Below are 12333 nucleotides of genomic sequence, written 5' to 3'. Positions count from 1 at the left end.
AAGATGTTCAATAAAAAACCAATGGAGTAAGCCATGAACGTTGTAAAACTGAGCCTGATCGCCCTGGCAGTTGCCGCGGCCAGCGCGCAACTGGCAGTCGCCGGCGAGCAGCAAGAGTCCAAGGGCTTTATCGAAGACAGCACGCTGAACCTGCTCAATCGCAATTTCTGGATGCACCGCGATTACCGCAACTCCTCGCGCAATATCCGCGATGAGTGGGCCCACGGCATTCAGGCGCATTACGTGTCCGGCTTTACCCAGGGCACCGTCGGCTTCGGTGTTGATGCTCACGCCTACGGCGGTATCAAGCTCGATGGCGGACGCGGCAGTCGTGGTAACGGCATCATGCCGGTGGACAGCGATGGTCGTATCGAAGACAACACCGGCGAGCTGGGCGGGGCTGCCAAGCTGCGGGTTTCCTCCACTGTATTGAAGTTCGGTGAGCAGCGCCCCACCGCGCCGGTTTTCGCCACCAGCGACTCGCGCCTGCTGCCGGAGACCGCAACGGGCTTTCAGCTGTCGAGCAATGAGTTCGATGCACTTTCCCTCGAGGCGGGCCATTTCACCGCGATCAATCGCCGCAACTCGAGCAACTCCGATGGTGAGATGACCAGCGAATACGCCGAAGTCGAAGCACGTAGCGTCGATTTCATTGGTGGTACCTACAACTTCACCGACGACCTCAGCGTGGCGCTGTACGGCAGCGAAGCTGAAGACATCTGGCGTCAGTACTTCGCCAACGTCTACTACAGCATCCCGTTGGCTGACGATCAGGCGCTGAACTTCGACCTGGTGGCCTATAAGACCGCTGACCAGGGTGATGCCCTGGCAGGTGAGCTGGATACCCTGACCTACTCGCTGAAAGCCGCCTACAGCTTCGGCGCGCACAAGCTCAGCCTGGCGTACCAGAAGGTCAATGGCGACGAGTTCTTCGACTACATCGGTGGCGACTCGATCTGGCTGGCCAACTCGGTGCAGTACTCCGACTTCAACGCCCCCAACGAGCGTTCCGTGCAGGTGCGTTACGACCTCAACATGGCGACCTTCGGCGTGCCGGGCCTGAGCTTTATGGCACGTTACATCAAGGGTGACGATATCGATGGCACCAAGGCCGATCCGAATGGCGCCTTCGCTGGTTGGGCGGGCGATGACGAGAAGCATTGGGAGCGCGACCTGGAAGCCAAGTACGTGGTGCAGTCCGGCGCCGCCAAGGACCTGTCCCTGCGCCTGCGCCAGGCCACCCATCGTTCCACTTCGTTTGACAGCGACCTGGACGAAGTACGCCTGATCGTCGAGTACCCGCTGAGCCTTCTGTAAGGCAGTCGCCGGCCGCTCATGCTGGTGAAGCGGCCGGTTGTTTATTCAAGGTCAGCTCCCATTGCTCCTTTGGCCTTAAGGCGCCCTGTGCGGCGCCTCTTTTCTCGGCTTGGAGCCTGGCCTCTGACCCCAGGCTGTCGCTCCGACAGCGCTCGCAAGGGGCACCGAAATGCTACGAGCAACCCTATTTATGCTGGGCCTGATGCTGCTGAGCAGCATTCAGGCGCAGCCACTGCGTATCGCCATGGAAGGGCAGTTTCCGCCCTTCGAGGAAGTTGACGCGAATGGCCAATTACGCGGTTTCAATGTCGATATCGCGCAGGCGTTGTGTCAGGCCATGGCGGCGGATTGTCAGCTGGTCAGGTTTGCCTGGGACGACTTGATCCCTGCGCTCAACGAACAGCGGGCGGATCTGATTCTGGCGTCCATGTCGATCACCGCGCAGCGCGCCGAGCTGGTCGACTTCACTGCCAAATACGCGCAGACCCCGGCGTTTTTCTTTGCCCGCAAGGGCTTGGTCAATCAGGTGATCATCACCCCAAGGCGCATCGCCGGTAAGCGCCTGGGTGTGCAACGCGACACCACCTATGACCGCTTCCTCACTGATAAATACCAGCAGCACACCGAAGTGCTGCGCTTCGATTCCGCTGAGGGCATGTACCAGGCGCTCAGCGCAGGGCACGTCGATCTGGTGCTGGATGACGCGGTGTCCGGTTATTTCGGCTTTCTCGATACGGCTCAGGGCCAGGGTTTCGAGCAAGTCGGCAACAAGGTGGTCGCCCCCAAACACTTTGGCAAAGGCCAGGGCATCGCTGTGCGCAAGGGCGATCACGTGCTGCGTGAGCGACTGGACCGAGCCCTCAGCGTGATTCTCAGCAATGGCGTCTACAAGCGCATCGAGAAGCAGTATTTCAAACAATTCACGGTGTATTAGCCGAAGGAGTCAGCCACCCAGAGAGCCACGCAGGGTTACCTGCAGCAGTTCCCGTTTTACAACTCTCACAACAAGCGTGCGCCGAGCGCACATCGGAGAACTCGAACCATGATCAGAACCTTTATACGGCGCAGCGTGTTGCTGCTCGCCCTTCTACCCGTTACCGGCTACAGCGCCGGCCCGCTGATATTGGTGGGCGGCGGCCTCAAGGATGACAACGCGGCGATCTACCAGCGCCTGATTCAGCTGGCCGGTGGCAGCGGCCAGGCACGGATCGGCGTGATCACTGCGGCCTCGATCCCGACCAGTCAGGACCCCGATGCCGGCACCGCGAATGCGCGCAACGCCCAGGCTAACGGTGAGTTCTATGCTCAGTTATTGGAGACCTACGGCGCCGCCGATGCGCAGTGGATCCCCATCGACCTGGACAACATCAGCAATAACAGCAACCCCCAGGTGGTCACGCAGATCAACAGCATGACCGGCTTCTTCTTTGGCGGCGGCGACCAGTCGCGCCTGACCCAGACCCTGCAAACCGCGACCCGCGACGACAGCCCGGCCCTGGCGGCGATTCGTTCGCGGCACAACGCCGGTGCGGTATTGGCGGGCACCAGTGCCGGCACCGCGATTATGGTGCAGGGGCCCATGGTTACCGGCGGCGAAAGCTACGAAGCACTGCGTTATGGCGTGTACACCTCGCCGGGCGGCGACGACCTGTCCTACGACATGCAGGGCGGTTTTGGCTTCTTCAATTATGGCTTGCTCGATACTCACTTCAGCGAGCGTGGGCGTCAGGGCCGCATCGTGCGCCTGGCGGATCACACCCAGGTACCGTTTGCCTTCGGCGTGGATGAAAACACCGCGCTGCTGGTGCAGCACAACCCCACCCTGGGCCAGGTGGAAATGGAAGTGATCGGTGAAAACGGCGTGTTTATCTTCGACCTGCGCAACAAGGAGCGCGGCACCGGCAGCAGCTACGCGCTGTATGACGTGCTGGGCAGCTACCTGACGGCGGGTGATCGTTATCGCCCGGTAACCGGCCAGTTTGTGATTGCCACTGGCAAGACCAGCCTGCGCGGCCGCGAGCGTTACAGTTCGGCGATGACCGCCACCACCGATATTTTCAGCAGCCCGAACAACAGCGGCACGGATGGCCGGCGTAAGCCGCGCGAGTTCGTCAAAGTCAGCGCCGACCTGTTCGACAGCAGTGTGACCAGCACCCTGGGGCGCACTTACGAAAGCAACCCGCGTTTTCGCGTCGACCTGATCAAGAGCAGCCAGTTCGACAGCCACGGTTACCAAGGCACCGTGGGCGGCAAGAACATGCTGTCCTACCTGCGTTTGCTGATGGATTTCCGTCCTAACTGATCTGGCATCAGTCTCTGGGCGCTGGCTCGCAGGGTTACCGGGCTGAGCCAGTCGGGCCAAGGTCACTTTCCTCTGGGGAAGTGGTCTTGGCTTTGATCTTTTGTCTGGGTTGCCCTGGCCCTTGTGGCGGTTTGCCTCAGCGCTCGTCTTCGCTTGTTTCCAGGCTTTGCAGCACCACCTGCTCCAGCGCGTTGCTGGGCTGTGGTGGTGTGCCGGCCAGTTGGCCGACCAGCTGCCATTGCCGGTCCAGCTCGCTATTGATCATCAGCATACGCTCGATCATTTTGTGCGCAGTGGCGTTTACCGCGCTGTCCTGGGTGTTGAGCAGTTCAAACGACATGGCGGTAATGGCGGCAGTCAGGTGGGTGAGGGTGCGCGTGGACAGGCTGAGCAACTCGGTCAATTGCGCTTCCTTGGCAGTCATGGTCATCTCCTTGTGAGTCCCGCCTTGAGCTTAGCGCGGCACTACCCTGGCCGGCTATCCGCTCCTTGCCCGGTGTAAGCCTGTGGGCCCTGCATATTGTCCTGTGGTCAGTTGCCTTGGGCAGGGCAAGCCCTCCGTCGGCTGTGGTGCGCGAAGGCTGCGGCTATGCTTTGCTCATATAGATTGGCGTGAGTGTTGAGGTGCAACTTTGTGGTTTTCCGGTTGTACCTGTCGTCGGAAGATGCGTGCTTTTTTAAAACGACCGTTTTACCTCGCCCGTGTGGATTTTCCCGGGGAGCCGCGTCAGGCTTGAGGTTTACCCCTGAAATAAAGGGGTTTGAGGTGGTCGGTGGGTTGTAAAAGTTGCGTTGTTGTTTGGTTTCACCTAGTTGCACCTTGCGCCTTCTGAGGTTTAATCTCTCGGCAGATTTTTGTGACCCGCCACCCATGGTGGCCACCCCTTCGGGGTCGTCGCGGGGCGATGTTAAAAATTGCTTCCGACGATTATTTGCCGTGCTCCAGCCCATACAGGACAAACCAATGGCTACCACCACCCTTGGCGTAAAGCTCGATGATGCAACCCGTGATCGCCTCAAGCAGGCTGCGCAGTCGATTGACCGCACGCCGCATTGGCTGATCAAGCAGGCGATCTTCAATTATCTCGAGCAGATCGAGGGTGGTCTGACCCCGGCCGAGCACTCGGGCCTCGCGGCAGTCGCCGGTGAGGAGTCGGTCGAGACCTTGAGCGAGCAAGGCCTGCAGGTGTTCCTCGACTTCGCCGAAAGCATCCTGCCGCAGTCGGTACTGCGTGCTGCCATCACCGGCGCCTATCGCCGTCCGGAAACCGAAGCGGTGCCAATGCTGCTGGAGCAGGCGCGTCTGCCCAAGGACATGGCCGAGGCCAGCAACAAGCTGGCCATGAGCATTGCCGAGAAGCTGCGCAACCAGAAGAGCGCCGGCGGCCGTCAGGGCCTGGTGCAGGGCTTACTGCAGGAATTCTCGCTGTCCTCCCAGGAAGGTGTGGCGCTGATGTGCCTGGCCGAAGCGCTGCTGCGCATTCCCGACAAGGCCACCCGTGATGCGCTGATCCGCGACAAGATCAGCACCGGCAACTGGAGCCAGCACCTGGGCAACAGCCCGTCGATGTTCGTTAACGCCGCCAGCTGGGGCTTGCTGATCACCGGCAAGCTGGTGGCCACGCACAACGAGGCCGGCCTGGTGACCTCGCTCAACCGCATCATCGGCAAGGGCGGCGAGCCGCTGATTCGCAAAGGCGTGGACATGTCCATGCGCCTGATGGGCGAGCAGTTCGTTACCGGTGAAACCATCGCCGAAGCCCTGGCCAATGCCACCAGCATGGAAAGCAAGGGCTTCCGCTACTCCTACGACATGCTCGGTGAAGCCGCGCTGACCGATGAAGACGCCAAGCGCTACCTGGCGTCCTATGAACAGGCCATCCATGCCATCGGCAAGGCCTCCCATGGTCGCGGTATCTACGAAGGTCCGGGCATCTCGATCAAACTCTCGGCGCTGCACCCGCGCTACAGCCGTGCCCAGCACGAGCGCGTGATGGACGAGCTGTACCCGATCCTGCTGGGCCTGACCAAACTGGCCAAGCACTACGACATCGGCCTGAACATCGACGCCGAAGAAGCCGACCGCCTGGAAATCTCCCTCGATCTGCTGGAGCGCCTGTGCTTCGACCCGGCGCTGACCGGCTGGAACGGTATCGGCTTTGTGATCCAGGCTTACCAGAAGCGCTGCCCGTATGTGATCGACTACGTCATCGACCTGGCCAAGCGCAGCCGCCATCGCCTGATGATCCGTCTGGTCAAAGGCGCCTACTGGGACAGCGAGATCAAGCGCGCCCAGGTCGAAGGTCTGGAAGGCTACCCGGTCTATACCCGCAAGCCGTACACCGATATTTCCTACATCGCCTGCGCGCGCAAGCTGCTGGCCGTGCCGGAGTCGATCTACCCGCAATTCGCCACCCACAACGCCCACTCGCTGTCGGCGATTTACCAGCTGGCCGGGCAGAACTACTACCCCGGTCAGTACGAGTTCCAGTGCCTGCATGGCATGGGTGAGCCGCTGTACGAGCAGGTGGTGGGCAAGGTGGCCGATGGCAAGTTGAACCGTCCGTGCCGTATCTACGCCCCGGTCGGCAGCCATGAAACCCTGTTGGCTTACCTGGTGCGGCGTCTGCTGGAAAACGGCGCGAACACCTCGTTCGTCAACCGCATCGCCGACACCAGCATCTCGATCAAGGAGCTGGTGCTCGACCCGGTGCTGCAAGTGGAGCAGATGGCGGCGCAAGAAGGCGGCCTCGGCCTGCCGCACCCGCGTATTGCCCTGCCGCGTGCGCTGTATGGCGCCGCCCGGTTGAACTCCGAAGGCATCGACCTGGCCAATGAACACCGCTTGGGGTCGTTGTCCTCGGCGCTGCTGAGCAGCACCAACACCGTCTACAAGGCCATGCCGCTGCTCGGTTGCGAGGCGCCTGAACTGGGCGAGGCGCAGCCGCTGCGCAACCCGGCGGATCACCGCGATATCGTCGGCCATGTGTATGAGGCCAGCGCGCAGGATGTGCGCAACGCCGTGCTCTGCGCCGTGTCCAGCGGGCAGATCTGGCAGTCGACCCTGCCGGCCGAACGCGCCGCCGTACTGGATCGCGCCGCCGACCAGATGGAAGCGGAAATGCAGCAGCTGATGGGCCTGCTGGTGCGTGAATCCGGCAAGACTTTCGCCAACGCCATCGCCGAAGTGCGCGAGGCGGTGGACTTCCTGCGCTACTACGCGGCGCAGGCCCGCAATCACTTCAGTAACGACAGCCACCGCCCGCTGGGTCCGGTGGTGTGCATCAGCCCGTGGAACTTCCCGCTGGCGATCTTCAGCGGTCAGGTGGCCGCCGCTCTGGCTGCCGGTAACACCGTGCTGGCCAAGCCGGCCGAACAAACCCCGCTGATCGCCGCGCAGGCGGTGCGCATCCTGCTCGACGCCGGTGTCCCGAGCGGTGCCGTGCAACTGCTGCCGGGCCGTGGCGAAACTGTCGGCGCCGGCCTGATCGGCAACGAGCGGGTGCGTGGCGTGATGTTTACCGGTTCCACCGAAGTGGCCGGGATCATCCAGCGCAACCTCGCCGGTCGCCTGGATGCCCAGGGCCGCACCATTCCGCTGATCGCCGAAACCGGCGGGCTCAACAGCATGATCGTCGATTCCTCGGCGCTCACCGAGCAGGTGGTGGTCGATGTGGTCGCTTCGGCCTTCGACAGCGCCGGCCAGCGCTGCTCGGCCCTGCGCGTGCTGTGCGTGCAGGAAGACGTGGCGGAGCGGGTGATCAATATGCTCAAGGGCGCCATGGCTGAATACAGCCTGGGCAATCCGGAGCGCCTGAGCACCGATATCGGCCCGGTGATCGACGCTGAAGCCAAGGGCAATATCGACCAGCACATCGAGAAGATGCGCGAGAAGGGCCGCAAGGTGTTCCAGACCGCGCGCGCCGTGGGTGACGAGATCAAGCGCGGCACCTTTGTGCTGCCGACGCTGATCGAACTGGACAGCTTCGATGAGCTGCAGCGCGAGATCTTCGGCCCGGTGCTGCACGTGGTGCGCTACCAGCGTGCCGATCTGGGCAAACTGCTGCAGCAGATCAACGACAGCGGTTACGGTCTGACCCTCGGCGTGCACACGCGCATCGATGAAACCATCGCCCAGGTGGTCAACACCGCCAAGGTCGGCAACCTGTATGTGAACCGCAACATGGTCGGTGCCGTGGTCGGTGTGCAGCCGTTTGGCGGCGAAGGCCTGTCCGGCACCGGTCCGAAGGCCGGTGGCCCGCTGTATATGTACCGCCTGCTGGCGACCCGTCCGCAGGATGCCGTGACCAAGCAGCTGCAGCAGGAAAGTGGCGAAATCCAGCGCCCAGCGGCGCAGGCCAAGGTGATCCAGGCGCTGCAGGAGTGGGCGGCCAAGCATGAGCCGAGCCTGAGCGCCCTGAGCGCGCAGTACGTCGAGCTGGCGCAGAGTGGCACCGTGCAGATGCTTGACGGCCCGACCGGTGAGCGCAACAGCTACAGCCTGCTGCCGCGTGAGCAGGTGCTGTGCCTGGCGGATGAGCGCAGTGACCTGCTGGTGCAACTGGCGGCGGCCCTGGCCGTGGGCTGCCAGGTGCTGTGGCAGGAAGGCGAGCTGACCCGCGAGCTGTTTGCCGCACTGCCCAAGGCCGTGCAGCAACGCATCACAGTGCTCAGCCAGTGGAGTGAGAGTGACAGCCGCTTCGACGCCATCCTGCATCATGGTGACTCCGACCAGCTGCGCGAAGTCTGTCAACTGGCGGCTCAGCGTGCTGGCGCCATCATCGGTGTGCATGGTCTGCACAAAGGCGAGACGGATATCCCGCTGGAGCGCCTGCTGATCGAGCATGCCCTGAGCATCAACACCGCAGCGGCCGGCGGCAACGCCAGCCTGATGACCATCGGTTAACGAGCATCCTGCCCTGAGCGGTCCGCCGCTTGGTGCAGTTGGCAACACCGGCTTCACCCCCAGACACCTTGCCCAGGTGCCTGATGCTGCACTGCAGCGCCCGTCGTACATCCGGCAACGGAGGGCTACCCGCCCGGTACGATGCGTTTCTTCCCCTCTGGCATTTCGATGCGCTGCGCTCGCCTACCCGGCGGCGCAGGAACGGAGCTACCCGCTCCGTTCCACATCGGCCGCCCGCTTTACTTCCTTCTTCTCTAGACGTTCAACTCTGCGCGAAATCCTGCAAGAGCGGCTAACCCTAGGATGGCGTTGAGCGCAGCGATACCCATCGGTGGCTTATGTCTGTATCCGTTGCTGGAGCGAATATCGATGATGGGTCACGGCACCTTTGTTCGGTTAACGGCAGGTCAATTTGCGGGTGCCCCATCCTACGGTCTGCCGCTTTACCCGTAGGAGCGGACTTGTCCGCGATGTTTATGGGTTGACGTCGATTCGCGTGCAAGCCCGTTCCTACAAAGACTGCGCTGTCGGCAATAGCGCGCTCAGACAAACCCACAACTAAGCCCGAATCCAGCGCTGCCGGCTCCAGTTGCTCAGCGCATCGACGCCCAATACCAGCAGCAACATGGCGATGATCACCGTGCTGGCCTGGGCCTCCTGAAACAGGCTAAGGCTGACGTAGAGCATCTGCCCCAGGCCGCCGGCACCGACGAAGCCGAGCACGCTGGCCATACGGATATTGTTTTCCCAGCGGTACAGGCAGTAGGCCAACAGCTGCGGCCACAGGTTGGGCAGGGTGCCGTAGCAGAACGCCGCGACCTGGCTGCCGCCCTGCAGGCGAATGGCCTCGGCGGGCGCGCTGGGGGTGTTTTCCAGCGCCTCGGCAAACAGCCGGCCGAGCACCCCGGCGGTGTGTAGGGCCAGGGCCAGGGTGCCGGCATTCGGGCCAAGGCCGGCGGCCAGCACCATCAGTGCGGCCCACACCAGTTCAGGAATTGCCCGCAGGGCATTGAGCAGCAAACGCGCGGCGCTTTGCAGCGGCCAGCCGAAGCGCCCGGCGGCGGGCAAGGCCAGCACCAGGCCGAATACTGCCGCGAGCAGGGTGCCGAGGGCCGACATGGCCAGGGTTTCCTGGGCGCCACGGCTGATGGCCGTCAGGTGCTCGGCGCTCAGGTCCGGGCTGAGAAAGCGCCGCACATAGCCGGCCATCTGCCCCAGGCTGTCGCCACTGGCCAGCGCGCCGAGGTCGATACCCAGGTAAATAAACGAAGCGATTACCGCCGCAGCGATGCCGCACAGCAACAGCAGATTTATCAGCCGATTCATGCCAGCCGCCCGCGCAGCACGCGGCTGAGCTGGTCGGCCAGCAGCACCAGCAGCAGGAAGGTCAGCAGCATGCTGGCCACTTCACCACCGGCGAACATGCGCATCGACAGGTCGATCTGCTGGCCCAGGCCGCCGGCGCCGACGAAGCCCATCACCACCGAGGCGCGGATTGCGCATTCCCAGCGGTACACCGTGTAGGAAGTCAGCTCGGCGGCGGCGTTCGGCAGGATGCCGTAAACGAATGCCGCCAGCCGGCCGCTGCCGGCCTGCAGCAGGGTGTGGGCGGGGCGCTGGTCGACCGACTCGAAGATTTCCGCATAGACCTTGCCGAGCATGCCGCTGTAGGTGATGGCGATGGCCAGCACCCCGGCGGTGGGGCCGAGGCCGACGGCGCGGACGAACAGCAGGGCCCAGACGATTTCCGGCACGCTACGCAGGAAGACCAGCAGGCCGCGCACCGGCCAGCGCAGCAACTGCGCCAGCAGTTTGGGCCGGCCGCCACGGGAGGCGGCGGACAGCGACAGCGCACGGCTGGCCAGCAGGCTGGCCGGAATCGCCAGCAGCAGCGCCAAGGCCATGCCGGCGGTAGCAATGGCCAGGGTCTGCAGGGTGGCCTCGAGCAGCAGCTGGAGAAAATCCGCGTCATGTGCTGGCGGCCAGAAGGCGGCGACGAAACGGCCCATCTCGCTCTGGCTGTCGGCTTGCAGCAATACGCCCAGGTCCAGCTCGCTGAGCTGGATACCCGGCCACAACAGCGCCAGCGCCAGCAGGGTGAGCAGCAGGCGGGGCAGGGCGGCGGGGGCGCGGCTGTCGCGGCTTAGCATCGTGGGATCTGCAAACTCAGGGTCACGCTGGGGACGGGCGGCGAGAGCAGTTGTTCGTTGGCATACAGCGCGTCGAGTTGCGCCTGGTCGACCTCAGCGGCGGGGCGGTCGAAGAGAATCTGCCCGTCGCGCAGGCCGATGATGCGCGGGAAGTGCGCCAGGGCCAGTTCCACCGCATGCAGGCTGGCGACCAGGGTCACGCCATGCTGTTCGGCATGCCGGCACAGCACGCTCAGGGTGTGTTCGGCCAGCACCGGGTCCATGGCCGACACCGGCTCATCGGCCAGCAGCAGTTCCGGCGCCTGGTACAGCACGCGGGCGATGCCGACGCGCTGCAACTGGCCGCCGGAAAGTTGCTGGCACTGGGCGAACAGCTTGTCGGCCAGGTCCAGCTTGGCCAGCTCGCGGCGTGCGCCGGGGATGTCCAGCGGGTGCAGCAGGTTGAGCAGGCTTTTGCCCAGGCTCCATTGGCCGAGTTTGCCGGCCAGCACGGCGGTGACCACCCGTTGCCGTGCCGGCAGTGGCGGCGCCTGATGAATCAAACCGATGCGCGCGCGCAGGCGCTGGCGCTGGCGGCTGGACAGTTGCCAGGGCTGCTCACCGAGCACCTGAATCGCGCCGCCACTGGGTTGCAGGGCAGTGGCCAGCAGGTTGAGCAGGCTCGACTTGCCGGCCCCGGACGGGCCGATGATGGCGACGCGCTCGCCAGCGGCGATGTGCACATCCACGCCGCGCAGGGCGTGGACTGCGTTGCCGTGACTAAGGCGAGCGCCGGACAGGCGCAGGGTCATTTCAGCAGGTCGGCGGCGCGCGCAGCGTCCTCGATGCCCTTGTAGTTCTCAGGCTTGGTCTCGATAAAGCGGTTGGCGGCCTGCAGGTCGAGGATCGCCTTGTGTTCCGGATTGGCCGGGTCGAGGGCGAGGAAGGCGGCTTTGATCTTCTCGGCCAGGGCCGGGTCGAGGCTGCCACGCACGGTCCAGTTGTAGTCGTAGTAAGTCGGGGTGGTGGCGAACACCTTGACCTTGTTGCTATCGACCTTGCCGCTGGCCACCAGCTTGTCCCACACGCTGGCGTTGAGCACGCCGCCGTCGACCTTGCCGGCCTGCACCCAGGCGGCGGTGGCGTCATGTGCGCCGGAGTAGCCGATGCGGCTGAAATGGCTTTCCGGCTTGATGCCGTCTTGCAGCATAAAATAACGCGGCATCAGGCTGCCGGAGGTAGAGGATACCGAGCCGAAGGCAAAGGTCTTGCCCTTGAGGTCGGCCAGGGAGGTCACGTCCGGGTTGGCGGTGATGAAGGTGCTGGTGAACTGCGCATCCTGCTCGCGCTGTACCAGCGGAATGGCGTTGCCGGTTTTCAGGCGTACCTGCACGAAGGTGAAGCCGCCGAGCCAGGCCAGGTCCAGACGATCGGTGGCCAGGGCCTCGACCACGCCCGGGTAGTCGGCGACCGGGGTGAACTCGATCTGCATCCCCAGCTGCTGCTCCAGGTAGGCACCCAGCGGTTTGAATTTGCGCAGCAGTTCGGTCGGCGCTTCATCCGGAATGGCGCTGACGCGCAGGGTTTCGGCAGCCTGAGCCAGGTTGGCGGACAGGCACAGGGTAAAGCCGGCGGCGAACGCCAGGGTGCGTTTGAGCATGAAGATTCTCCGGTTCAAT

General features: G+C 63.6%; 9 protein-coding genes. 4 read left to right on the top strand and 5 right to left on the bottom strand.

From position 1 onward, the window contains the following. Positions 1-33: 33 nt before the first annotated feature. The 3 genes from WA145_RS00130 (at position 34) to WA145_RS00120 (ending at position 3619) form a co-directional block, all read left to right on the top strand. Positions 34-1317, top strand: coding sequence for an OprD family porin (locus tag WA145_RS00130; RefSeq protein WP_422579618.1), 1284 nt, complete (start codon positions 34-36; stop codon positions 1315-1317). A gap of 169 nt (positions 1318-1486) precedes the next feature. Next, positions 1487-2251 (top strand): transporter substrate-binding domain-containing protein, encoded by a 765-nt coding sequence (locus tag WA145_RS00125; protein WP_422579617.1) that lies wholly within the window; start codon positions 1487-1489, stop codon positions 2249-2251. A gap of 108 nt (positions 2252-2359) precedes the next feature. Then, positions 2360-3619: a cyanophycinase gene (locus WA145_RS00120; RefSeq protein WP_422579616.1), complete on the top strand. Its 1260-nt coding sequence runs from the start codon at positions 2360-2362 to the stop codon at positions 3617-3619. Between the two features lie 136 nt (positions 3620-3755). Here WA145_RS00120 and WA145_RS00115 read toward each other — a convergent pair whose 3' ends face one another. Then, complete coding sequence (locus tag WA145_RS00115; protein ID WP_422579615.1) at positions 3756-4043, bottom strand: hypothetical protein; 288 nt, start codon at positions 4041-4043, stop codon at positions 3756-3758. Between the two features lie 540 nt (positions 4044-4583). Between WA145_RS00115 and putA the strand changes: the two genes are divergently transcribed. Beyond that, a complete protein-coding gene (gene putA, locus WA145_RS00110; RefSeq protein ID WP_422579614.1) occupies positions 4584-8525 on the top strand; it encodes a trifunctional transcriptional regulator/proline dehydrogenase/L-glutamate gamma-semialdehyde dehydrogenase in 3942 nt (1313 codons plus the stop codon). 558 nt (positions 8526-9083) lie between these two features. Here putA and phnE read toward each other — a convergent pair. From phnE to WA145_RS00090, 4 genes are read right to left on the bottom strand one after another with little or no spacing between them, the layout of a single operon-like run. Beyond that, positions 9084-9851: a phosphonate ABC transporter, permease protein PhnE gene (phnE, locus tag WA145_RS00105; RefSeq protein ID WP_422579613.1), complete on the bottom strand. Its 768-nt coding sequence runs from the start codon at positions 9849-9851 to the stop codon at positions 9084-9086. Continuing rightward, positions 9848-10675 (bottom strand): PhnE/PtxC family ABC transporter permease, encoded by an 828-nt coding sequence (locus WA145_RS00100; protein ID WP_422579612.1) that lies wholly within the window; start codon positions 10673-10675, stop codon positions 9848-9850. The genes phnE and WA145_RS00100 overlap by 4 nt, the downstream gene beginning before the upstream one ends. After that, positions 10669-11466, bottom strand: a complete 798-nt coding sequence (locus WA145_RS00095; protein ID WP_422579611.1) for a phosphonate ABC transporter ATP-binding protein — start codon at positions 11464-11466, stop codon at positions 10669-10671. The genes WA145_RS00100 and WA145_RS00095 overlap by 7 nt, the downstream gene beginning before the upstream one ends. Beyond that, positions 11463-12314, bottom strand: coding sequence for a putative selenate ABC transporter substrate-binding protein (locus tag WA145_RS00090; protein WP_422579610.1), 852 nt, complete (start codon positions 12312-12314; stop codon positions 11463-11465). The genes WA145_RS00095 and WA145_RS00090 overlap by 4 nt, the downstream gene beginning before the upstream one ends. Between the last annotated feature and the right edge of the window lie 19 nt (positions 12315-12333).

This window comes from Pseudomonas sp., assembly GCF_049301935.1.
In the GTDB taxonomy this organism is placed as follows: Bacteria; Pseudomonadota; Gammaproteobacteria; order Pseudomonadales; family Pseudomonadaceae; genus Aquipseudomonas.
Note: the sequence above shows the minus strand (reverse complement) of the source record. Positions and strands in the feature narration are given on the sequence as shown.

Coding starts and splice junctions, on each gene's coding strand:
- WA145_RS00130 (WP_422579618.1), top strand. CDS start 34: ATGAACGTTGTAAAACTGAGCCTGATCGCCCTGGCAGTTGCCGCGGCC.
- WA145_RS00125 (WP_422579617.1), top strand. CDS start 1,487: ATGCTACGAGCAACCCTATTTATGCTGGGCCTGATGCTGCTGAGCAGC.
- WA145_RS00120 (WP_422579616.1), top strand. CDS start 2,360: ATGATCAGAACCTTTATACGGCGCAGCGTGTTGCTGCTCGCCCTTCTA.
- WA145_RS00115 (WP_422579615.1), bottom strand. CDS start 4,043: ATGACTGCCAAGGAAGCGCAATTGACCGAGTTGCTCAGCCTGTCCACG.
- putA (WP_422579614.1), top strand. CDS start 4,584: ATGGCTACCACCACCCTTGGCGTAAAGCTCGATGATGCAACCCGTGAT.
- phnE (WP_422579613.1), bottom strand. CDS start 9,851: ATGAATCGGCTGATAAATCTGCTGTTGCTGTGCGGCATCGCTGCGGCG.
- WA145_RS00100 (WP_422579612.1), bottom strand. CDS start 10,675: ATGCTAAGCCGCGACAGCCGCGCCCCCGCCGCCCTGCCCCGCCTGCTG.
- WA145_RS00095 (WP_422579611.1), bottom strand. CDS start 11,466: ATGACCCTGCGCCTGTCCGGCGCTCGCCTTAGTCACGGCAACGCAGTC.
- WA145_RS00090 (WP_422579610.1), bottom strand. CDS start 12,314: ATGCTCAAACGCACCCTGGCGTTCGCCGCCGGCTTTACCCTGTGCCTG.